The 21,899-nt window shown below is 64.9% G+C and carries 19 protein-coding genes; all 19 read right to left on the bottom strand.

What is annotated here, in order from left to right; genetic code table 11:
• Positions 1 to 790: 790 nt before the first annotated feature.
• Positions 791 to 2,338: an amidophosphoribosyltransferase gene (purF, locus tag C9I57_RS27695; RefSeq protein ID WP_107153772.1), complete on the bottom strand. Its 1,548-nt coding sequence runs from the start codon at positions 2,336 to 2,338 to the stop codon at positions 791 to 793.
• A gap of 77 nt (positions 2,339 to 2,415) precedes the next feature.
• Positions 2,416 to 2,910, bottom strand: coding sequence for a CvpA family protein (locus C9I57_RS27690; RefSeq protein ID WP_018439799.1), 495 nt, complete (start codon positions 2,908 to 2,910; stop codon positions 2,416 to 2,418).
• Between the two features lie 9 nt (positions 2,911 to 2,919).
• The gene (locus C9I57_RS27685) at positions 2,920 to 3,852 is read right to left on the bottom strand and encodes an SPOR domain-containing protein (protein WP_107153771.1); all 933 of its coding nucleotides are present in this window, start codon (positions 3,850 to 3,852) and stop codon (positions 2,920 to 2,922) included.
• 33 nt (positions 3,853 to 3,885) lie between these two features.
• A complete protein-coding gene (folC, locus tag C9I57_RS27680) occupies positions 3,886 to 5,196 on the bottom strand; it encodes a bifunctional tetrahydrofolate synthase/dihydrofolate synthase (RefSeq protein ID WP_107153770.1) in 1,311 nt (436 codons plus the stop codon).
• Between the two features lie 12 nt (positions 5,197 to 5,208).
• Complete coding sequence (gene accD / locus C9I57_RS27675) at positions 5,209 to 6,081, bottom strand: acetyl-CoA carboxylase, carboxyltransferase subunit beta (protein WP_107153769.1); 873 nt, start codon at positions 6,079 to 6,081, stop codon at positions 5,209 to 5,211.
• 28 nt (positions 6,082 to 6,109) lie between these two features.
• Positions 6,110 to 6,910, bottom strand: coding sequence for a tryptophan synthase subunit alpha (gene trpA, locus C9I57_RS27670; protein WP_107153839.1), 801 nt, complete (start codon positions 6,908 to 6,910; stop codon positions 6,110 to 6,112).
• Between the two features lie 76 nt (positions 6,911 to 6,986).
• Entirely contained in the window at positions 6,987 to 7,841 is an 855-nt protein-coding gene (locus C9I57_RS27665) for a DNA-methyltransferase (RefSeq protein WP_107153768.1), read from the bottom strand.
• 11 nt (positions 7,842 to 7,852) lie between these two features.
• The gene (gene trpB / locus C9I57_RS27660) at positions 7,853 to 9,046 is read right to left on the bottom strand and encodes a tryptophan synthase subunit beta (RefSeq protein ID WP_107153767.1); all 1,194 of its coding nucleotides are present in this window, start codon (positions 9,044 to 9,046) and stop codon (positions 7,853 to 7,855) included.
• A gap of 67 nt (positions 9,047 to 9,113) precedes the next feature.
• On the bottom strand, positions 9,114 to 9,824 hold the full coding sequence (locus tag C9I57_RS27655) for a phosphoribosylanthranilate isomerase (protein ID WP_107153766.1): 711 nt from the start codon (positions 9,822 to 9,824) through the stop codon (positions 9,114 to 9,116).
• Positions 9,825 to 9,879: 55 nt separating this feature from the next.
• The gene (gene truA, locus C9I57_RS27650; protein WP_107153765.1) at positions 9,880 to 10,677 is read right to left on the bottom strand and encodes a tRNA pseudouridine(38-40) synthase TruA; all 798 of its coding nucleotides are present in this window, start codon (positions 10,675 to 10,677) and stop codon (positions 9,880 to 9,882) included.
• 20 nt (positions 10,678 to 10,697) lie between these two features.
• Positions 10,698 to 13,451 carry a FimV/HubP family polar landmark protein gene (locus C9I57_RS27645; RefSeq protein WP_107153764.1) on the bottom strand — a complete coding sequence of 918 codons (2,754 nt, stop codon included), beginning with the start codon at positions 13,449 to 13,451 and terminating at the stop codon, positions 10,698 to 10,700.
• Between the two features lie 167 nt (positions 13,452 to 13,618).
• Positions 13,619 to 14,740: an aspartate-semialdehyde dehydrogenase gene (asd, locus tag C9I57_RS27640; protein ID WP_107153763.1), complete on the bottom strand. Its 1,122-nt coding sequence runs from the start codon at positions 14,738 to 14,740 to the stop codon at positions 13,619 to 13,621.
• Positions 14,741 to 15,080: 340 nt separating this feature from the next.
• On the bottom strand, positions 15,081 to 16,148 hold the full coding sequence (gene leuB, locus C9I57_RS27635; protein ID WP_107153762.1) for a 3-isopropylmalate dehydrogenase: 1,068 nt from the start codon (positions 16,146 to 16,148) through the stop codon (positions 15,081 to 15,083).
• A 134-nt stretch (positions 16,149 to 16,282) separates the two neighbouring features.
• Positions 16,283 to 16,933, bottom strand: a complete 651-nt coding sequence (gene leuD / locus C9I57_RS27630) for a 3-isopropylmalate dehydratase small subunit (protein ID WP_107153761.1) — start codon at positions 16,931 to 16,933, stop codon at positions 16,283 to 16,285.
• Between the two features lie 100 nt (positions 16,934 to 17,033).
• Positions 17,034 to 17,174 carry a hypothetical protein gene (locus tag C9I57_RS32875; protein WP_018439813.1) on the bottom strand — a complete coding sequence of 47 codons (141 nt, stop codon included), beginning with the start codon at positions 17,172 to 17,174 and terminating at the stop codon, positions 17,034 to 17,036.
• A gap of 3 nt (positions 17,175 to 17,177) precedes the next feature.
• Complete coding sequence (gene leuC, locus C9I57_RS27625) at positions 17,178 to 18,587, bottom strand: 3-isopropylmalate dehydratase large subunit (RefSeq protein WP_107153760.1); 1,410 nt, start codon at positions 18,585 to 18,587, stop codon at positions 17,178 to 17,180.
• A gap of 181 nt (positions 18,588 to 18,768) precedes the next feature.
• Positions 18,769 to 19,776, bottom strand: a complete 1,008-nt coding sequence (locus C9I57_RS27620) for an MBL fold metallo-hydrolase (RefSeq protein ID WP_258187853.1) — start codon at positions 19,774 to 19,776, stop codon at positions 18,769 to 18,771.
• Between the two features lie 108 nt (positions 19,777 to 19,884).
• Positions 19,885 to 20,778, bottom strand: coding sequence for a quinoprotein dehydrogenase-associated SoxYZ-like carrier (locus C9I57_RS27615; protein WP_181321971.1), 894 nt, complete (start codon positions 20,776 to 20,778; stop codon positions 19,885 to 19,887).
• 44 nt (positions 20,779 to 20,822) lie between these two features.
• Complete coding sequence (locus C9I57_RS27610; RefSeq protein ID WP_107153758.1) at positions 20,823 to 21,812, bottom strand: quinoprotein relay system zinc metallohydrolase 2; 990 nt, start codon at positions 21,810 to 21,812, stop codon at positions 20,823 to 20,825.
• Positions 21,813 to 21,899: the final 87 nt, after the last annotated feature.

The following is a 21,899-nucleotide window of genomic DNA, read 5'->3' as shown; positions in this document are numbered from 1 at the left end:
CCGGTAAAGTGCCGCTTTCCAACTGGCCAAGGTCATTCGTGTCCAGAGGTCCCCATCACGCATTTGGCCGTATAGGTATATTGGCTCAGCAGAAGCCATCGGATACCTAACAAATGAGAGAGGAGACGCCGAGCCACGGAAGTGGTAGTGCCGCCCTCGTTACTATCTTCATGCCATTCGAGCGCGATTGCTTTCGATAGCCTTGATCAGTGAGTCGATTGCACCGCGCGGATCGGATATTCCGACGCGAATGCGGCCAGTCGGCCAGCGACTTCGCCGAGTAGCGCGGCGTCACGGCGCCATATGAGGCGTTGACTAGCTCGCAGTCGAACCATGACATCATCGCGTCTCGGGTGCGCAGGCTTGTCGGTGCTGCTTTGACCGTTGAATATCTCGCGGATCCGATCGGCTCCGCTTGCGGCACGCCGTGCCGCTCATCGAGGGGCGCGCGCGTCACGCCACACAAGAACGATCGAATCGTCGACGACCAACACGTTCTGCCTCTGAACTCGCTCGCCATCGCGTCAACCTTTTGTGCCTCCCGGTGTGCTGGATTCCCGGTGCCAGGCGCGAACTGGGCCTCTCTCACAATGTAGATAAGGATAGGAATCGAATACCCATCCCCGATTGGCTCGTCTCGGATACCATGGGTACCGCATCGAGCATAGGCACGTAGCTCAACGAGGATGCCGTAATAACGACAAGCCCGCTTGGCATAAGCCGAAGCGGGCTGGGAAAAAAAGACAGCGCCTGATTACGCGCGCTCGGTTGCGCTGCTAAAAGCTGCCAACTACTCCACCGACAACTGCAGGTGCAGCTGAGACCGCGTCACCGTACTATCGGTGACATCGCCGGCCGAATCACGATCAGCTTGAGAAGCCGGCGCCGTACGTGCGCGTTCGATGACGTCGAGATATTCAGTCGTCACGTCGCCCGTGATGTAATCGCCATCGAAGCAAGACGCCTCGAACCGCGACAGCGAAGGATTGATATCGCGAACCGCCTGCTTCAGCGCATCGACGTCCTGATACACAAGGTAATCGGCGCCGATGATCTTCGCGACCTCATCATCCGTCCTCCCATGCGCGACCAGCTCCCCGCGCGTCGGCATATCGATGCCATAGACGTTCGGAAACTTCACCGGCGGCGCAGCCGAAGCAAAGATCACCTTGTTCGCGCCCGCATCGCGCGCCATCTGCACGATCTCGTGCGAAGTCGTACCGCGCACGATCGAATCGTCGACGATCAGTACGTTCTTACCCTTGAACTCGATCGCCATCGCGTTGAGCTTCTGGCGCACTGACTTCTTGCGCACGGCCTGCCCCGGCATGATGAACGTGCGACCGACATAGCGGTTCTTGAAGAAGCCTTCCCGGTATTCGACGCCCAACTTCGCCGCCACCTGCATCGCGGCGGGCCGCGACGAATCAGGAATCGGCATCACGACGTCGATCTTCACGTCGGGCAACTCACGCTTGATCTTCTCGGCGAGATAATCGCCCATGCGCAGCCGCACGTTGTAGACGGGCACGCCGTCGAGCACCGAATCGGGGCGCGCGAGATAGACGTACTCGAAGATGCAGGGGTTCAGGCTCGGCTTCTCCGCGCATTGCTGGCTATGCAGGTGGCCGTCGTTGTCGATGAAGATCGCCTCGCCCGGCGCGACGTCGCGCACGAACTCGAAACCGATGCCTTCCACGGCCACCGATTCGGACGCCACGATCCACTCCACCCCCTCGTTCGTTTCCTGCTTGCCGATACAAAGCGGCCGGATGCCGAACGGATCGCGAAAAGCCAGCAGGCCGTGGCCCGCAATCAGCGAAACGATCGCGTAGGAGCCGCGCACTCGCCGATGAACACCGGCCACCGCCTTGAACACGGTCTCGGGATCGAGTTGGAGGCCCGAAGTCGCAAGCTGCATCTCGTGCGCGAGCACGTTCAGCAATACTTCGGTGTCCGAATCGGTGTTCACATGACGGCGGTCGATACGGAACATTTCGTCCTTCAACTGCCGCCAATTCGTCAGATTGCCGTTATGCGCGAGGATGATGCCGAACGGCGCGTTCACGTAAAACGGCTGCGCTTCCTCTTCGCTCGTCGCCGAGCCGGCCGTCGGGTAGCGCACCTGGCCGATGCCGACGGTGCCGGGCAGGCTGCGCATGTTGCGCGTGCGGAACACGTCGCGCACCATGCCGTTCGCCTTGTACATATGAAATGTGCTGCCGTTCGCCGTGGCGATGCCGGCTGCATCCTGACCCCGATGCTGCAACAGCAGGAGGCTGTCGTAGATCAGCTGGTTGACCGGGGAGTGGGAGACTACGCCTACGATGCCGCACATGGCAGGTCCTTCAAGAATACGAAATCAGGTTGGCGGCGCCGCGGAGCCCTGAGGCCCGGGGCCCGCCCGTCACCGCCTCAGATCCGCACGTACTCGGCGAGCGCCTGAGGCAAGAACGGTTTCAGCTTGTGCACGCCGTCCACGGCATAAGGCCGCAGCAGCGCGTCGCGCCAGAATTCCTTTGTCGGCAGCTCGGTCAGCCCCGCCAGCGCGACGAGCACGAGCACCATCGCCACGCCGCGCGCAAAGCCGAACATCAGGCCGAGGGACCGATCGACGCCATTCAGCCCGCTAGCAGCCACGACGCGCGTGACGAGCGCGCCGAGCACGCCCGCGACGATCACCACGCCGACCATGACCGCGGCGAAAGCCAGCAGCCACTGCGTCAACGCACCGCCGGGCCAGTCAGCTGGAATATAGGGCACCAAACGGTCGACGTAACGGCACGCCACAAAAAAAGCCGCGATCCAGCCGATCAGGCCGAAAATCTCCGACAGCAACCCGCGCCAGGCTCCGCGCAGCGCCGAAAGCAAGATGACGGCCAGTGCGGCGTAGTCGAACGCGGTCAGCATGCTCACGCGTTACTGCGCCGCATTGGCCGTGAGCCCCGCCTCGCGCACTTTGGCGATGGCGGCCGAGGCCGCGGCGCGGTCGGGGAACGGACCTGCGCGCAACAGCGCGCGCGTGGATCCGTCGGCTTGCTTGCGGTTTTCGATGTATGCCGGAACGCCTGCCGCCTTGAGCTTGCTTTCCCAGCGGCGCGCGCTCGCGTCATCGGAGAAGACACCGAGCTGAACGGCAAAACGCGCGCCCGGCGGTGCCGCCGGCGTGCCCGAATCGGCATTTGCCGCGCTCGGCGCGGGCATCGGAGTGGGCTTCGCGGTCTGCGCTTGTGTCTGAGCCTGCGGTTTTGCGACCGGCGCCACGGGCGCCTGCTGCGCGGACTGCCCGGCTCGGGCAGTGGGCTGCGGCGGCGTTGCGGGCTTGGCCGATTGCGTTGATTTGGTCGATTGCGCCTGGGCCGTGGAGTGCGCTGACTGTTCCGCCTTCGATTGAGTCGATGCCTGGGCTTCCGATGCCTTGCCCGCATCGGCGCCCGGCGGCGTCACGCCTGCCGCGGCCTGTGCGCCCGTATCCGAATCGGGCGCGACGCCCGCCTGCGTGTCGGCCTGGTCGTCCGCCGCGCGGCGCGGCACGCTGACGGGCCGATTTGGAATATCGATGGCGATGTCGTCGGTTACGGGCTTCGGATGCGAATCGAGCACCATCGGCAACACGACCACCGCTGCAATCACGAGCGCGATCGCGCCAACCAGCCGGCGGCGCGCGCGCTGCTTTTCGGGCAGCGTCGGATCGAGCAGCATCGCATCGGCGTCGTAACCGGTATTGCCCGCGGCGCTCTCGCCGCTGCGCTCCGTGCGGCGACGACGCGGCTCGCCGCGCGCGGAGGATTTGGCATTGCCGCCGCGCCGGCGCGGCGCGTCGTCTTTATTGCCGAACGAGAAAAATCCCATGAATCGCTGAATTCCTGGCGCGCCTCGGAACCGTCAATGTTGCCGCGACTTGCGGTAGGCCATCACGCCGCCCACCGTATAGAAACTGCCGAAAACCAAGATTCTATCATCGTCTGTCGCTCGGCTCATGGCATCCTGGAAGGCATCGGCGGGGGTCGCGAAGCGCCTCACGCTGCTGTCCGGCCCATTCGTGACGCCGGCGCGCCGCAATTCGGCCTCGAGCAGCTCCGCTGAAGCCGCGCGCCCGATCGGCAAATCCGTCACACACCAGTGATCGATTTCGCCCTTCAACAGTCCGACGATACCCTCGATATCCTTGTCGCGCATGGCGCCGAAGACGGCGTACGTGTACCGGTAAAAGCCCATGCTGCCGAGATTCTGGGCAAGGACCGCGGCCGCATGCGGATTGTGGGCCACGTCGAGAATGATCGCCGGCCGGCCCGGCAGCACCTGGAACCGCCCGGGCAATTCGACATTGGCAAGACCCAGACGCACGTCCTGCGCCGAAACCGGCAGTCGCTCGCGCAGTGCTTCGAGCGCCGCAAGCGCCGCGGACGTATTGATGAGCTGGTTCGCGCCGCGCAGCGCCGGATAAGCGAGCGACGACCGCCGCAGACCACGCCCGACGTAGCTCCATTGTTGCCGCTCGCTGCCGGCCTGGCCTTCGTAGCGGAAATCCCGTCCGAAGAGCCACAGATCGGCGCCGATCGCGTTAGCGTGGTCGACGAGCGTGTGCGGGGCGGCGGGATCGGCGCAAATCGCCGGCTTCCCCGCCCGAAAAATCCCGGCCTTCTCGAGCGCGATCTTTTCGCGCGTGTCGCCAAGGTACTCGGTATGGTCGAGATCGATGCTCGTCACGATCGCACACTCGGTATCGATCACGTTCACCGCATCGAGCCGCCCGCCCAAGCCGACTTCGAGAATGATCGCGTCGAGCCCGCGCGACGCGAAGAGGTGAAGGATCGCCAGCGTCGTGAACTCGAAATAAGTCAGCGAAACCGGCTCGGTCAGGCTTCGGCGCGCGGCTTCGACGGCTTCGAAATGCGGGAGCAGCTCGGCATCGGTGGCGCTCTGCCCGTCGATGCGCGCGCGCTCGTTGAACTCGAGCAGGTGCGGCGAGGTATGGCAGCCGACGTGGTAGCCGCCGGCGAGCAGGATCGATTCGAGGATCGCGCAGGTCGAGCCCTTGCCGTTCGTGCCGCCGACGGTGATGACCGGACATGAAAGCGTCAACCGCAGCGCATCCTTCACCTTGCCGATGCGGGTGAGCCCCATGTCGATGCCGACTGGGTGTGCCGACTCGAGATGCGCGAGCCAGGCGTCGAGCGTCGAAAAAGTAGTCACAACGTCGTCGATTTACGCCACTGCGTCGGCCGGCTGCCGTGTCATCAGCGCGATGAGCCTGGCGAGCTCTTCGCGCAGCTTGCGGCGATCGACGATCATGTCGATCGCACCCTTTTGCAGCAGGAATTCGGCGCGCTGGAAGCCCTCGGGCAGCTTCTCACGCACGGTCTGCTCGATCACGCGCGGTCCGGCGAAGCCGATCAGCGCCTTCGGCTCGGCGATGACGACATCGCCGAGGAATGCGAAGCTCGCCGAGACACCGCCCATCGTCGGATCGGTCAGCACCGAAATGAACGGCAGCTTCGCATCGGAGAGCTTCGTCAGCAACGCCGTGGTCTTCGCCATCTGCATCAGCGAAAGCAGGCTTTCCTGCATGCGCGCCCCGCCCGAAGCCGTGACGCAGATAAAAGGCACCTGTTGCTCGAGCGCATTCGTCGCGCCGCGCACGAAGCGCTCGCCGACGACTGAGCCCATCGAGCCGCCCATGAACGAGAATTCGAAGCAGGCCACGACGACGGGCAGCGTATGAATCGCGCCTCCCATGACGACCATGGCGTCGGTTTCTCCCGTGTCGTCCATCGCATCCTTGATGCGATCGGGATATTTGCGGCTGTCCTTGAACTTGAGCGCGTCGACGGGCACGATCTCCTGGCCGATCTCGTAGCGTCCTTCGGCGTCGAGCAGCGCATCGAGCCGCGCGCGTGCGCCGATCCGCATGTGGTGGCTGCATTTCGGGCAGACATGCAGATTCGCCTCGACGTCGTTGCGGTAGAGCACCGCCTCGCACGACGGACACTTGACCCACAGCCCCTCGGGGATCCCCTTGCGGCTTTTCGGATCGGTCTGCTTGATTTTCGGCGGCAGCAGCTTATCGAGCCAGCTCATCGTCATTCCTTTTAATTGGTCTTGGAAGTCACGCCCCGTCCAGCGCGCGCCGCACTTCGGCGATAAATTCCGTCAGCGTCGTTACGGCCGCTTCGGGCGGCGTTTCTTCCAGCAGTTGCACGATACGGCTGCCGATCACCACGGCATCGGCCACTTCGGCCACCGCGCGCGCCGTTCGCGCGTCGCGAATACCGAAACCGACGCCCACCGGCAGGGGCACATGCGACTTGATGGCCGGGATTTTACTCGCGATGCTGGAAACGTCCAGATGCGCCGCGCCCGTCACCCCTTTGAGCGACACATAGTAGACGTAACCGCTCGCCACCTGGCCGACGGCCGCGATGCGCGCATCGGTCGACGTCGGCGCGAGCAGGAAGATCGGATCGACGCCGGCCGCGCGCATGCGCTCGGCGAAATCGGCCGATTCCTCAGGCGGATAGTCGACGACGAGCACGCCGTCGACACCCGCGTCCACCGCGGCGGCCGCGAAGGCGTCGATGCCCATGCATTCGATTGGGTTCGCATAGCCCATCAGCACGACGGGCGTCTTGTCATCGCGCTCGCGAAAGCGCTTGACGTCCGCCAGCACCTGGCGCAACGAGACGCCGCGCGCGAGCGCCCGCTCGGACGATCGCTGAATCACCGGACCGTCGGCCATCGGATCGGAAAACGGCACGCCGAGTTCGATGACGTCGGCGCCGCCCGCGGCGAGCGCGTGCATGAAGTCGACCGTTTTCAACGGGTCCGGATCGCCGGCCGTGATGAACGGAATCAACCCTTTCCTCTGTTGCGCGGCGAGCGCCGCAAAAGTCTTTTCGATACGGGACATGATTTTTTCTCTTAAATCGGGTTGCATCGGCCGAGCCTTCGGTCGTCGGGCGCTTTGCATCGAGCCCGCGTCCAGTTCAGGCGACGGCACTCGCGCCGGAGCGCTCGCCGCAGGCCGCGGCCACGCGCTCGCGCGCAATCGCGCAATAGCTTTCGTTGATCTCGTAGCCGACGAACGCGCGCCCGTGACGCGCGCATGCGACAGCCGTCGTACCGCTGCCCATGAACGGATCGAGCACGCGGCCGCCCGGCGGGCAGCTCGAGAGCACCATCCGTTCGACGATCTCGAGCGGCTTTTGCGTCGGGTGGTCGACGCGCTCGGCATGTTGCCGATGCAAGCGCGAAACCGACCAGACGTCCTTCGGGTTATAGCCGAGCTCGAGCCACCTGCTGCCCTCGAAGAGCTTGCGCGAGCGCGCCTTCTTCGTTGCGGCGTCGTACGGGATGCGCACCGGATCGAGATCGAAGTAGTAATCCTTCGAAACCGCGAAGAAGCCGATGTTGTCGTGCACCGACGTGAAGCGGCGCGTCGTGCCGCCCATGCTCGGCACGCGTCGGTCCCAGATGATTTCGTTCACCATCTTCAGCTTCGTCTTCAGGAACGAGAAGATCTCGGGCGCGTACTGCCACGTGCAGAAAACATAGAGCGACCCGCTTTGCTTCAACTTCGGAATTGCCAGCTCGAGCCATTGGCGCGTCCATGACAAAAACGCATCGCCTGCCAGCATGTCCGAATCGTTGCCGTAGTCCTTGCCGAGCCCATAGGGCGGGTCGGCAACGATCAGGTCGATCGAGGCATCGGCGACGTTCGCGGCATCGGCCAGAAAATCGCGATGACGTAGATCGATGCGGGCAGGCACTGCCGCGACCGGCGCGGGCGCACTGCCCGCGGCCGGCTGCGGTTCGTCGAAGTCGTCGAGGACGTCGCGCATCGCGGCGAGGCTCAGAAGTGAATACCCGAACGCTCGGCGACGGTATGCATGTCTTTGTCGCCACGCCCCGAGAGGTTCACGAGCAGATGCTTGTCGCGTCCGAGCGTCGGCGCGAGCTTTGCCGCATACGCCAGCGCATGGCTCGACTCGAGGGCGGGAATGATGCCCTCGATGCGACAGCAATCGTGAAAAGCCTTCAGCGCCTCTTCGTCCGTGATCGTCACGTACTGAGCGCGCCCGCTATCCTTGAGCCACGCGTGCTCGGGGCCGACGCCCGGATAGTCGAGCCCTGCCGAAACCGAATGCGTCTCGATGATCTGCCCGTTCTCGTCTTGCAGAAGGTACGTCCGGTTGCCGTGCAGCACGCCAGGGCGGCCGCCTGTCAGCGACGCCGCGTGACGCCCCGTCTCGAGCCCGTCCCCGGCCGCCTCGACGCCGACGAGCTTGACCGCCTCTTCATCGATGTACGGATAGAAGATACCCATCGCGTTCGATCCACCGCCGACGCAGGCAATGACGACATCGGGCTGACGCCCCGTCATCTCGGGCATCTGCACGCGGCACTCGTCGCCGATCACGCGTTGGAAGTCGCGCACCATCATCGGATACGGGTGCGGCCCCGCCACGGTGCCAATGATGTAAAACGTGCTTTCGACGTTGGTCACCCAGTCGCGCATCGCTTCGTTGAGCGCATCCTTGAGCGTGCGCGAGCCGGACTCTACCGGTACCACGGTCGCGCCGAGCAGCTTCATCCGGTAGACGTTGGCCGCCTGCCGGCGCACGTCCTCGGCGCCCATGTAGACGACGCACTCCATGCCGAAGCGGGCGGCGATCGTCGCCGTCGCGACGCCGTGCTGGCCCGCGCCAGTTTCGGCGATCACGCGCGGCTTGCCCATGCGCTTGGCGAGCAGCGCCTGACCGATGACGTTGTTGACCTTGTGCGCGCCCGTGTGATTGAGGTCTTCGCGCTTCAGATAGACTTGCGCGCCGCCGAGCAGCTCGCTCCAACGCTGCGCGTGATAGATCGGCGACGGCCGGCCGACGAAGTGCTTCAGCTCGCGCTCGTATTCGGCGACGAACGCCGGATCCACGCGGAACTTCTCATAGGCGAGGCGCAGTTCGTCGAGGGCATGGACGAGCGTTTCCGCCACGAACGTGCCGCCGTAGGGGCCGAAATGGCCTCTTTGATCGGGAAGGTTGTACATATTCGTCACTCCGATGAGCGGCGGCGCCGGCGCTCTGCCGGGAGATCCATGCCGCGCCGCCTTCGATTCATCCGGCGTCCGCGTCGCGCACCGCGCGTACGAACGCCGCCATCCGGGCGGGATCCTTCACGCCCTTGGCGCCCGGCACTTCGATGCCGCTCGAGACATCGACAGCGAACGGGCGCACGCGACGAATCGCGTCACCGACGTTTTGCGCGTTCAAGCCACCACTCAAAACGGCCCGACGCCCGAGCTCTTCGGGGATAAGTGACCAATCGAAAATCTTCCCGCCGCCGCCGTACCCTTCGACGTGCGTATCGAAGAGCAGGCCGCCGGCCGCTGAATAATTAAGCGCCGATTCTACCAAATCGGCGCGCTTCGTATCCGCCCCGACGCGCAGCGCCCGCAGCCACGGCAGGCCGGCGAGGTTGGCGAGCGCCTCGCATTGCGCGGGCGTCTCGTCGCCGTGGAACTGCAGCATCACGAGCGGCACGTTGCTCGTCACCTCGCTCATCCATTCGGGCGATGCGTTGACGAAAAGGCCGACCGCGGAAACGAACGGCGGCAGCCGCTTCACGAGATCGATGGCTTCCGCCACGCCGACGAAGCGCGGGCTTTGCGGATAGAAGACGAGGCCGATCGCATCGGCGCCGAGCTCGACGGCCAGCTCGACATCGGATTCGCGCGAAAGGCCGCATAGCTTGACGCGCGTGCGGTGTGGGACGTCGCCGGCGAACGGCGACGATGAGGGTGTCGATGCGGGGGCGGTTGCGTTCATGGTCTCGTCTTCGCGGGCTTCAGATTACCTTGCTTTCGATGGGATTGCGTCAGCATCAATCGCTCCAAACAACGCTCCACGGCACGCTGCCGAGATTCGCGGCCGGCACGCCGAACGCTTCCGGGTAGCCGACGTGCGCGAGATAGAGCCCCTCGGGCATGAACGTCGGCGCGGCGCGATCCCGGTCGCGGCTGGCCAGGACTTCGGCAAGCCACGACACGGGGTAGCGCCCTCTGCCCACCGCGACGAGGCATCCCATCAGGTTGCGCACCATATGATGCAGGAACGCATTGGCCCGGAAGCGGAAATGGATCAGGTCGCCGGCACGGCGGATATCGATCTGATACAGGTGCTTGACGGGTGTCTTCGCCTGACATTCGGATGAGCGGAACGCCGAAAAGTCGTGCTCGCCGATGAGGCAGGCCGCCGCCGCGCGCATCGCATCGATGTCTAGCGGCGTATGGACCCAGCCGGCGCGGCCCGCAAGCATCGGCGAGCGGACCGGGTGCACGTGCAGCGCGTAGTAGTAGGTCCGCTCGAATGCCGAAAACCGCGCATGAAACGTCTCCGGCATCGGCTTCGCCCACTGCACCGCCACCTCGGGCGGCAGGAACGCATTCGTTCCGCGCACCCACGAAAAATCGGCGCGCTCGAGCTCGGTGTCGAAATGCACGACTTGGCCGAGCCCGTGCACGCCTGTGTCGGTGCGTCCGGCCACGATCGTGTGGATCGGCGTGCATGCGAAATCGGCGAGCGCGCGCTCGAGCACATCCTGCACCGTCTTGCCGTGCGGCTGCGATTGCCAGCCGCAGAACGCCGTGCCGTCGTATTGGATGCCTAAGGCGATGCGCATCGGGCGGCCGTCTTTGTCGTTCAGGACAGCGGAGCGAGCGTGGCGAGCAGCGCATGCGCCTCGGCACGCGTGCCCGCGTCGTTCGACTCGATCACTTCGTGAATCAGCGTCCGCGCGCCGCCCACGTCGCCGAGCGCGATGTACTCGTGCGCCAGCTCGAGCTTGTTGCGGGCGATCTTCGCGATCTCCTCGGCCGAGAACATCGGCTGCGCGGGCGTGGCCACCGTCGTCGGCGAGCCCTGCCCGTCACCGGGCAAATCGAGGTCGAACGCCAGGTTCAGCCCGCCGAAGCGGGCGGCGCCGAGGCCCGCCACGGCCGGCGGCGGAGGCATCGGCTCGCCTTCGGGCTCGCCGTGAGGCTCGCTTGGCTCATGTACCTCGTGCGCCTCGTGTGCATTCTGCCCATCGTGTATGCGGTTCGCGTCGGGCACCTCGTATGCGGGAGCGGCGGCGCGGTGCTCGCCGGAATCGGAGGCTCGAGCCGTCTCGATCTCGCTATCGCCGAAGTGCGACTGTTCCTCGGGGACCGCGCTGTGCAAGAACTCGTCGCGCTCGAGCTCCTCGTCAGCCGAATCTGCCGCACCGTCGTCAGCTGCCGCGTCCGGCGCCGATGCAACGTCGTGTAAGCGAGACGAATCGTGGCCTTCAGCGCGAGGCGGCAACGCCATATCGAGATCGTTCAGCGCATCGACGGCCTCCGCAGGCAGTAGCGTGTGCGGCGGTTCGGATTCGCTGACATTTGCGACCGGCGGATTATCCGCCTCGGCTTGTGCGGCGTGCTCCGTCGCGCCGTGCCCGTCGGGCGTCACCCCTGCCGCCTCGGCCTCTGCCGCGGCGTCGGCGGTTGATGCATCGACGGTTGATGCGTCGTCCGGAACGGCCTCGGCACTCGCCTCGTGCGTTTCTTCGAGTAAAGGCGACCCCTGCTCATCGCGCTGCGCAATGGCTTCGCTTGCATGCGCAGCGGGCTGCTCGGCCTCCGCCGCCGGCGAGGTTGCGCTGACCTCGTCTGGCGCCGGCGAGTGAGACGCCTGCTCTTGCGAGCTCGAAGTATCGCGCAGGGCTTCCTCGGCGAGGGGTGACTCTGCGTCGTGATCGGCGGACTGACGTTGCTCGGCGGCGGCCGAATGCTCGGGCAAGGCGCCTTCCTCGCGCTCTTCGAGCACTGCCGGCGCAGCCGCTTCCCGCCCCTCGTCCGACGGCGCGAACAACGGGTTGTCGGGGTCGAGCTGGCGCCCGAGCGAGGCGATATGCAACCAATTGGGACCTTGACCGCCCGATAGATGCCAGATTCGCTGCGCAATTTCGTCGAAGCCCTTGATGTTGCGACGCTCGGCGTAATGGCCGGCGAGCCCCATCAGCGCGCGTTTGCTCGTCGGTGTCCGCGCAAGAGCGGCGAGGTACTCGGCTTCGACGGGATCCTGGCTCGACGTATCGGCCACGAAGGGCTTCGCGGCGTCGCTCCCTTGCGGCGACGCCGCGCCGCCGGCGGCGGCCACTTCGGCCGATGCTGCGGCGCGCGCCGCTCGGCGCTTACGGCCACCGATCGAAAAGCCGACGGCGAGCACGAGCAACGCCGCGACAACGGCCGAAGCCACGGCTGCGACGACCGGAATCGAAGCGTGAGGGACGCGGATGCCGTAGTCGCCGATGCCGATGAATTGCTCGCCAGCGGCCGACCCGCGAGCATTCGGGACATGAACGGCCGCGGGCGGCATGCCCGCCTGCGGCGCCGAGCCGCCTTGCGGCGCGCCTGTTGCCCCGCTCACCGCATTCTCGCTGCTCGCCGATGATTCATGCGATTGCTTCGAAGCAAACCCATGCCGCTGCAGGTCCATCAGCACGCGGTTCTTCAGCGCGAGCAACTGCTGCAAGCTCGAAAAACGCGGATGCGGCGTGCTGGCGGCCGATGCAGCCGAGACTGGCGCGGCGGCTGCACCTGTGGCGGATGACGCAGCTCCGGGCGTCGGCGCAACAGCGGTGCTGCCTGTTGCACTTGCCGGCGCCGGCGCCGGCGGGGCGACCGCGGGCGATTCCCCAGTTCCGCTTGCTGGGGCCTGTGCGGAAGTAGCGGGCGCCGACTGGATTGTGCCGGTCCAGGCGTGCCCCGTTATGCCACTTGCCGCCAGCGGCGCACTTGCCGAAGCAGCCTTCCCTTGCGCATGCGGTGTGGATTGCGCGGCGCTGCTGGCCGGCGCGGCAGTCGTCGCCGCGGCTGTAGTGGAAGCCGGCGCCAGGCTTGCACCCACGGATTGGCCTGCCGATGCCCCCGCGGCTTTCTGAGCTGCGATCGCTGACGCGCCGGCGGCCACGCCCGCGGACGCCGGATGCGAGGCGGTAGCCGCGGCCGTGCCAGGCGCCCCGGCACTCGCGCCTGCCGCCGAAGACGCCGATGCGCCGCCCGCAACGGGCGCGCCCGACGCATCGAGCGGCGGCACGTTGAGGACGGCGCCGAGCTTCATGAGGCTCGGATCGCCGCGCATGAACGCGGACGGATTGGCGTCGAAAATCGCTTTCGCGGCGCGTGCGAGGATGGCTTTGTCGTGCGATTGCGTCGCGGCGATGGCGACATCGTTGAGAGATTGTCCGGGCTTGACCGTGTATTGCGTCGCTGCGGAGGCGGTGGCGGTGGCGGTGGCAGCAGATGCAGCGCTCGCCGCATCGTCGGCGCGCGCGGCCGACGAGCCGATCGCGCCCAAGAGCGCGCATACCGCGACAGTCGAACGGGCAACAACACGCACGGCCCGCAGGCGGAGCGTCGAACGTACCGTCATGAATGCATTCCGCGCCACGAAGCGCGGCCTTGATTGGCGTTGTGGGAAGACAAGATTCGGTTCGGAGCGGCAACGAAAAAGGCGCCGCGGTACGGCGCCTTTGCGGCTTTACGCGCCAGTCAGCGCGTAGTTTACGCGAGGACGGCCGGCAAGGCCACGCCATCGCCTCACTTGTCGAGCAGGATGCGCAGCATGCGGCGCAGCGGCTCGGCGGCGCCCCACAGCAATTGATCGCCGACGGTAAAGGCGGACAGATACTCGCCGCCCATCGCGAGCTTGCGCAACCGGCCGACCGGCACCGTGAGCGTGCCCGTCACGACGGCCGGCGACAAATCACGCATCGAGGCTTCGCGCTCGTTCGGCACGACCTTCACCCAATCGTTGCCCGAGGCGAGAATCGCGTTGACTTCGTCGAGCGGCACGTCCTTCGTGAGCTTGATCGTGAGCGCCTGCGAGTGGCAGCGCATCGCGCCGATCCGCACGCAGAGGCCATCGACGGGAATCGAGCCCGGCGCGCCCATGGCCGGCTTGCCGAGGATCTTGTTCGTCTCGGCGCCGCCCTTCCATTCCTCCTTCGACATGCCGTTGCCGAGGTCCTTGTCGATCCAGGGGATCAACGAGCCCGCGAGCGGCACGCCGAAGTGCTCGGTCGGCATCGCATCGCCATTCATGGCGGCGAGCACGCGGCGGTCGATATCGAGAATCGCCGAGGAAGGATCCTTGAGTTCGTCCTTCACGGCGCCGTTGAGCGTGCCCATCTGCGCGAGCAGTTCGCGCATATTTTGCGCGCCGGCACCCGAGGCAGCCTGATAGGTCATCGCCGTCATCCATTCGATGAGGCTCTCGCGGAAGAGCCCGCCGAGCGCCATCAGCATCAAGCTGACCGTGCAGTTGCCGCCGATGAAGTTCTTCGTGCCCCTGACGAGCGCGTCCTTGATCACGTTCAGGTTGACCGGATCGAGCACGATGACCGCATCGTCCTTCATCCGCAGCGACGAAGCTGCATCGATCCAATAGCCGTTCCAGCCCGCCGCGCGCAGCTTCGGGAACACTTCATTCGTGTAGTCGCCACCCTGGCAGGTGATGATGACGTCGCACTTCTTCAGATCGTCGATGCTGGCGGCATCTTTGAGCTGGGTCTCGTTCTTGGCGAACGACGGGGCGGCGCCGCCCGCATTGCTCGTGCTGAAGAACACCGGTTCGATCAGGTCGAAGTCGCCCTCCTGCTGCATCCGCTGCATCAGGACGCTGCCGACCATGCCGCGCCAACCTACGAGACCTACATTCATGATTTACCCTTCGAGTGGACGCTTCCCCGCAACCTTGCCCGGCGTGACCGCGCGGGGAAGACGGGCGGGCACGGCGGACGATCAGCGCTTCGTCGTGATCGTTTTGGGGGTAATCGATTTGATCGAAATAATGCCGGCCGCGCCGATGGCACCGGCAATGGCGAACCCGCCCGCACGGACAGTCATGCCGTGCAGGTTTGCAATCGAGGAGATTTGTGGGATTCGCGCCATCGCGACAGTCTACACGAAAATGCCGATTTTTGCGTCGATTTCACGCTAAATCGGCATTAGATTCCGATCATACGGCGGCACCCGAGCCTGTTTCGACTCGCGTCGGCTCCTACAGCGCAGCGAGCACGGCGTCGCCCATTTCGACGGTGCCGACTTGCTTGCCGCCCGGCGTCGCGATATCGGCCGTGCGGTAGCCCGCTTCGAGCACTTTTTGCACCGCTTTCTCGATCCGATCGGCCTGCTCGGCCTTATTGAGCGAGTAACGCAGCATCATCGCGGCGGAGAGAATCGTCGCGAGCGGATTCGCGATGCCCTTGCCGGCGATGTCGGGCGCGGAGCCGTGCGACGGTTCGTAGAGGCCCTTGTTATTCTTGTCGAGCGAGGCCGACGGCAACATGCCGATCGAACCCGTCAACATGGCAGCCTCATCGGAGAGAATGTCGCCGAACATATTGCCCGTCACGATCACGTCGAACGATTTTGGCGCCTTGACGAGTTGCATGGCCGCATTGTCGACGTACATGTGTGAGAGCTCGACGTCGGCGTACTCGTTCGCCACGTCGATCATCACCTCTTTCCAGAGCTGCGACGTTTCGAGCACATTCGCCTTGTCGACCGACGTCAACCGCTTGCCGCGCTTTTGCGCCGCCTGGAAGGCGACGTGCGCGATACGGCGCACTTCAGGCTCCGAATAGCGCATCGTATCGAAGCCTTCGCGCGCGCCTTCGAAGGCGCCGTCCGGCGCCTGGCGGATCCCGCGCGGCGAGCCGAAGTAGATATCGCCGTTCAGCTCGCGCACGATCAGAATGTCGAGCCCCGCAACGATCTCGGGCTTCAGCGACGACGCGCCCGTCAACTGCGGATAGCAGATCGCCGGACGGAAGTTCGCGAAGAGCTGCAGATGCTTGCGCAGGCCAAGAATGGCCTGCTCGGGGCGCAGCGCGCGCTCGAGCGAGTCGTACTTCCAGTCGCCGACGGCGCCGAACAGGATAGCGTCCGCTTCCTTCGCCAGCGCGAGCGTCGAATCGGGCAGCGGGTGCCCCTTCGCTTCATAACCGGCACCGCCGACGGGCGCCTCCTCGAGCTCGAACTTCTCGCCGAGCGCGTTGAGTACCTTTACCGCTTCCTTGACGATTTCGGGGCCGATGCCGTCGCCGGGCAGAACTGCGATCTTCATGCGTAATTCCTGTATTGCGTTGTTCGTTGAGCTTCTTTAATCGATCTCGAACCGGGCGGCAGAAGCAGCGCAAGCAACCGGCCGCTTCGATCCGGGCCGCGGGCATCGATCGACAAGCCCGCCGAGAATGCGCGTCAGCGGACGATCCGATGGCCGAGCCACGGCTGCTTCGCGATCCGCTCCGCTTCGAAGGCGCGAATCTTGTCCGCGTGCCGAAGCGTCAGGCCGATGTCGTCGAAGCCGTTCAGCAAGCAGTACTTGCGGAATGCGTCCACTTCGAACGGGTATTCGCGACCATCAGGAGTCCGAACGACTTGCGCGGCGAGATCGATCGTCAACTGATAGCCGTTGAAGGCATACGTCTCGTTGAACAGATGATCGACCTGCTGCTCCGAAAGAACGATCGGCAGCAAGCCGTTCTTGAAGCAGTTGTTATAGAAGATGTCGGCGAAGCTCGGCGCGATCAACGCGCGAAAGCCATACTGCTGCAGCGCCCACGGCGCATGCTCGCGCGAGCTCCCGCAGCCGAAGTTCTTGCGCGCAAGCAGCACCGAAGCGCCTTGGTAGCGCGGCTGATTGAGCACGAAGTCGGGATTGAGCGGGCGACGCGAATTGTCCTGGCCCGGCTCGCCATGATCGAGGTAGCGCCACTCGTCGAAGAGATTGGGGCCGAAGCCCGAGCGCTTGATCGATTTCAAAAACTGCTTCGGAATGATCGCGTCCGTATCGACGTTCTCGCGATCGAGCGGCGCGGCAACGCCGGTATGCACGATGAATTTTTCCATGATCCGTCATCCAGATGGATATCGCCTCGGTTATGCAAGGCACGGCCAGCCCGGGCGTTGCCGGACCGGCGCGAGAATAAGCAACGTCAAATCGGGAAGGTCATAGGGCGTGCTGAACGGTGCGGGCCGAATCGTGGATGTCCTGGCCGAAGCCCGCCACGGTATTGCAGCCCGCCATCGACATCAACGCTGCCAGCAGCAGAATCAGCGCCGCGCCGCGACCGAAAACACGAGCCTTCATCTGTCACCCCAGCCTGCGAATGTCGACGAAATGCCCTTCGATCGCCGCTGCGGCCGCCATCGCCGGGCTCACGAGATGCGTGCGCCCGCCCGCGCCCTGGCGGCCTTCGAAGTTGCGGTTCGACGTCGATGCGCAGCGCTCGCCGGGCTCGAGCCGATCCGCGTTCATCGCGAGGCACATCGAGCACCCCGGTTCGCGCCATTCGAAGCCCGCCTCCGCGAAGACCTTGTCGAGTCCTTCGCGTTCGGCCTGTGCCTTGACGAGCCCGGAGCCCGGCACGACCAGCGCGAGCCGGATGTTCGACGCGACGCGGCGCCCGAGCTTCTTCACGACGTAGGCCGCCGCGCGCAGATCTTCGATGCGCGCGTTCGTGCAGGAACCGATGAATATCTTGTCGAGCTTGATCGACTCGATAGGCGTATTCGGCTCGAGCGCCATGTATTGCAGCGCGCGCTCCATCGCGCCGCGCTTGACTGCGTCTTTCTCACGCTCGGGATCGGGCACCCGGCCATCGACCGATGTCACCATTTCCGGCGAGGTGCCCCAGGTGACCTGCGGCACAATCTCCGCCGCGTTGAGCTCGACCACGCGATCGAAATGCGCATCCGGATCGGACGTGAACGTCTTCCAGTATTCGACCGCCTGATCCCACTCGACACCCTGCGGCGAGTACGGACGCCCCTTCAGGTACTCGATCGTCGAATCGTCGACGGCGACCATGCCGGCGCGCGCGCCCGCTTCGATCGCCATGTTGCAGACGGTCATGCGGCCTTCCATCGAGAGCGCGCGGATCGTCGAGCCGCCGAACTCGATGGCGTAGCCCGTACCGCCGGCCGTGCCAATCTTGCCGATGATCGCGAGCACGATGTCCTTCGCCGTGCAGCCGCGCGGCAGCGGGCCCTCGACCTTCACGAGCATATTCTTGCTCTTCTTTTGCAAGAGCGTTTGCGTGGCCAGCACGTGCTCGACCTCGGATGTGCCGATGCCGTGCGCGAGCGCGCCGAAGGCGCCGTGCGTCGAGGTGTGCGAATCGCCGCAGACGATCGTCATGCCCGGCAGCGTCGCGCCTTGCTCGGGGCCGATGATGTGGACGATGCCCTGGCGCATGTCGTTCATCTTGAACTGCGTGATGCCATAGGCGTCGCAGTTCGCGTCGAGCGTGTCGACCTGCAGCTTCGAAATCGGATCGGCGATGCCGTGGCTGCGATCCGTCGTCGGCACGTTATGGTCCGAGACGGCGAGGTTGGCGCTGACACGCCAAAGCGGCCGCTCGTTGAGCTTCAGGCCTTCGAACGCCTGTGGGCTCGTGACTTCGTGCAGGAGATGGCGATCGATGTAGAGCAACGTGGTGCCGTCGTCTTCCGTGTGGACGACGTGCGAATCCCACAGCTTGTCGTAGAGGGTCTTTGGCATGGCTATGCGGGGTGGTTATACGACGGTTCGACTGTGGTCGATTATGCCACCGTATCCGGCTCCGCGCATCTCCGACGCGAAAAAACCCTGAAAAAACAGTGGCTTGAGTAGTAGTTTCACTACCTGGATATGGCATTGGACGACGCAGGGCTCGGGCTCTTCAGGCCTCCTACCGCCGCTTCTATTGATGTTCCAATTCGAGGTACACCCGCTGCACGTTTTGCGGATGCACCGTCGAATACAGCTTCCACGTGCGGAAATGGGGCGTCTCCGCACGCTCTCTCGCGCTGACGAGACCCCTGCCCGACGCATACTCGCGGCGTACCGACGCATCGAGCTCGCGCAAATATTCACCCGTCGCACCGATGCGCTCCGGGCCGACGACGGGACCGAAGCCCGGCACGACCTTCGTAACCTCGAGCGCGCCGAGTCGATCGAGCGCCGCGATCCAGCCGGGGATCGACTCATTGCGAAGCTCGGGAATGCGTCCGATGCTGACGAGCGCACCCGCGAACAACACGCCCGTCCGCTCGTCGCGCACGGCAAGATCGCCGGGCGTCGCGGCAACACCGAAGTTGAGCAGTTCGATCGCACGGCCTCCAGCTTCGATACGCGTCGTGCCGTCGATCGTGCGATCCGGCACGGTCACACGCGAGCCGCTCATCTCGTCTTCGCCCAGCGTGCGACGCAGGTTCGCGAGGCAGATCGAGCAGCGCTCACGGATCAATTCGGCGGTGCGCCGATGCGCGAGGATCGGCACCCCCGCGTCCCGGAACGCCGACGCGCCAAAGACGAACTCGGGCGCCTGATGCGTGAGGATGACAAGCTCGATCGGCAGCGGTGTCACGCGATGAATCGCTTCAATCATCGCGCGACCAAAGCGATAGGACGAGCCTGTGTCGATGACAACGACGCCGCTCGTTCCAACGAGAAACCCGCTGTTGGCGACGATGCCATGATTGCGCGGCGCTACGGCATCGCCATTGCCGAGCATGGCGTAGACGCCGGGCGCGACTTGAAGCGGCCTCGGAATGTCCTGCTCCGTCGCTACCGCAGGTAACGCGGCAATGCCCGCCGCATTCTCGAGTGCCGGCGCGGTGGCGGATGCAACGCGGTCAATCGCGATCGGCGCCTGAGCCACCCCAAGAGGGGACGCAAGCAGCAGAAACGCCGCGAGCAACGCAAGCATCGCTCGCGTCGCCCACTCGCCGGCGAGTGAGGCCCTCGCGCCATATTTGCCAAGCGCGGATCGAGATCGAGCCGGGCGCGTTTGCGGGCCTTCGTCCATGCTCGCCGATCACTTCGGCGCGGGCGCCTGCGATATCGTCGCCCCTTGCCCGGGGACGCTGATCGCACTTTCGAAAAGGTGGTTCTGCGAATCCTCCACGGTCGCCTTGAGCTCACCGCTGCCGTGCGGCATGAAGTAGAACCGGAAGTTCGGATTCTCGCTGATGGTGAAGTTGACGTTGGCCGTCATCACCGGCTTGCCAGCGTAGGTCACCTCGACCTTGCGAACGAAGTACGCCGATGCATACCTCCGCGTGATCTGGTTCATCGCCATGCCGGTGCGGTTCGGATGGCTGATCATCAATTGCGCGAGCTGCGGTCCGCCCAACTGCGCTTGGCCTACCGTGGCGAGGCGCATCTTCCCCGCGTTAGCGGCCGCCGCTTCGTCGTCTTTGCCGGCCGGCGCGGAGCAGCCGCCCGACGCCTTGATGAAGCGCACCGCGCTGTAGAGGCGGCCGTCGTTCGTTTCCGCGATGACGCGCATGAACGTGTAGTCCTCGACCCGAACGCGCGTTTCGATGCTCGCGCGCCCCGAGTCGGGCGTGAACTCGAACCAACCCGCGTACGGCTCGGGATTCTGATCGATAAAGAGATAGATCTTGCGGATGTAGTGCGTCGGCGTTTGCGGAAACTGTGCGGTGATCGATATGGGCACGATGGCCGCATCGGCGGCTCGCGCGGGCGCATCCAACTTGATGACGGCGTCGCCTTGCGCTTCGATCGGTCGTTTCTGGAAGAGGCCGGCGCGGAAATCGAGCCAGCGCTCGACCTTGTTCGGATCGTCGTCCGGGGAAGCCATCGCCGCTCGGGCCAGGTTCGCCCCGCAGAGCACGCCGACGAGCGCGATAGCGACCGATGTCGCCATACGAATCGTCTGGAGTTTCATCCATTTGAGGTCATTCATGACCCTTCCCTCCATCGAGTGACATCCGCGCGCATCGTCCGACGCTACGGCTCCCACTCGATCTCAGCATAGGCCGCCGTCACGTTACGGCGCTGGTAGACGTCGAAGAGCCGCCATCGGCTGCGTTCGTCGAGACCGATTGTGTCCACCGCCTGCTGCATCGTTTTCCCGGCGCGAATGGCCGCACGTACATCATGCGCCAGTCGAGTCAGGTAGGCATTCTCTCTATCGAGCGTCCGCGGCCACGGCACGTGAAGCGGGCCGTGGCCCGGCACCGCACGCCGCACGCCCGGCAGCGCCCGGATCGTCGCGAGGTCATCGATCCAGCCGAGCACGCTGCCGTCGATGACCGGCAGGCAACCGGCGAACAGGAGGTCGGCAAGCCACAACGTACCCGTCTTTATATCGTAGACCGTCAGGTCGTTGTTCGTATGGGCCGTTTTCCAAGTGTGCAACGTCAAGACGCGCGAACCGAGGTCCAGATCGAGCGTGCCGTGAACGAGCAACGTCGGAGGAATGACGCGGCTGCCGGCGGCAACGTCGCCGAGCTCTCTCGTCAGCACACGGAGGTAACTCTCGGAATGCGAAAGCTCCGCCTCCGGCAGTTTGGCGCTGCCGACGAATTGCGGATGATCGTCGACGAACGCCGCATTGCCGAAGATGTGATCGGGATGCATATGCGTATTGATCACATAGCAAATCGGCAACGGCGTAACGGCGCGAATCGCGGCACGCAAGGCGCGCCCTTCGGCGAGCGTGCCGCCCGTATCGATCACTGCGACGCATCGCGCACCGATCACGAAGCCGACGTTTGCAATGTCGCCGCCGTTCTGACGCGTCGCAACGTCGTCGTGGCCGCGATGGGCGAAGAGCCCCGGCGCGATCTCGGTCACGCTCAACGGCTGCGCGCGAGCCGCGGATGAGCCGATGGATGTGGCAGGCTGCGCGGCGCTCAACGCGGCACACCACAGCAGCCCCGCGGCAAGTAAGCCCTTGCTCGAACAAACAGTCACGCAGCGTGGCGGGATCGACATCGGCACGTCCAGGCAACGGAGGAGGAAGTCGGATTCCAGTCAGCTTGAGCGTTTCGTCTCGCCAAGGCAAGCCAGACTCGCTCCGAG

The sequence above is a fragment of the Trinickia symbiotica genome (assembly GCF_003028655.1).
Classification (GTDB): Bacteria; Pseudomonadota; Gammaproteobacteria; order Burkholderiales; family Burkholderiaceae; genus Trinickia; species Trinickia symbiotica_A.
The sequence above is the reverse complement of the archived record's forward strand: the minus strand, read 5'-3'. Positions and strand labels throughout refer to the sequence as shown.

Coding starts and splice junctions, on each gene's coding strand:
- purF (WP_107153772.1), bottom strand. CDS start 2,338: ATGTGCGGCATCGTAGGCGTAGTCTCCCACTCCCCGGTCAACCAGCTG.
- trpB (WP_107153767.1), bottom strand. CDS start 9,046: ATGTACAACCTTCCCGATCAAAGAGGCCATTTCGGCCCCTACGGCGGC.
- C9I57_RS32875 (WP_018439813.1), bottom strand. CDS start 17,174: ATGAAGGCTCGTGTTTTCGGTCGCGGCGCGGCGCTGATTCTGCTGCTG.
- C9I57_RS27665 (WP_107153768.1), bottom strand. CDS start 7,841: ATGCGCGACGTCCTCGACGACTTCGACGAACCGCAGCCGGCCGCGGGC.
- C9I57_RS27620 (WP_258187853.1), bottom strand. CDS start 19,776: ATGCTTGCGTTGCTCGCGGCGTTTCTGCTGCTTGCGTCCCCTCTTGGG.
- truA (WP_107153765.1), bottom strand. CDS start 10,677: ATGCGCATCGCCTTAGGCATCCAATACGACGGCACGGCGTTCTGCGGC.
- C9I57_RS27655 (WP_107153766.1), bottom strand. CDS start 9,824: ATGAACGCAACCGCCCCCGCATCGACACCCTCATCGTCGCCGTTCGCC.
- C9I57_RS27690 (WP_018439799.1), bottom strand. CDS start 2,910: ATGCTGACCGCGTTCGACTACGCCGCACTGGCCGTCATCTTGCTTTCG.
- accD (WP_107153769.1), bottom strand. CDS start 6,081: ATGAGCTGGCTCGATAAGCTGCTGCCGCCGAAAATCAAGCAGACCGAT.
- C9I57_RS27685 (WP_107153771.1), bottom strand. CDS start 3,852: ATGGGATTTTTCTCGTTCGGCAATAAAGACGACGCGCCGCGCCGGCGC.
- trpA (WP_107153839.1), bottom strand. CDS start 6,910: ATGTCCCGTATCGAAAAGACTTTTGCGGCGCTCGCCGCGCAACAGAGG.
- leuD (WP_107153761.1), bottom strand. CDS start 16,933: ATGGAAAAATTCATCGTGCATACCGGCGTTGCCGCGCCGCTCGATCGC.
- C9I57_RS27645 (WP_107153764.1), bottom strand. CDS start 13,451: ATGACGGTACGTTCGACGCTCCGCCTGCGGGCCGTGCGTGTTGTTGCC.
- C9I57_RS27610 (WP_107153758.1), bottom strand. CDS start 21,812: ATGTCGATCCCGCCACGCTGCGTGACTGTTTGTTCGAGCAAGGGCTTA.
- C9I57_RS27615 (WP_181321971.1), bottom strand. CDS start 20,778: ATGAATGACCTCAAATGGATGAAACTCCAGACGATTCGTATGGCGACA.
- asd (WP_107153763.1), bottom strand. CDS start 14,740: ATGAATGTAGGTCTCGTAGGTTGGCGCGGCATGGTCGGCAGCGTCCTG.
- leuB (WP_107153762.1), bottom strand. CDS start 16,148: ATGAAGATCGCAGTTCTGCCCGGCGACGGCATCGGCCCCGAAATCGTC.
- leuC (WP_107153760.1), bottom strand. CDS start 18,587: ATGCCAAAGACCCTCTACGACAAGCTGTGGGATTCGCACGTCGTCCAC.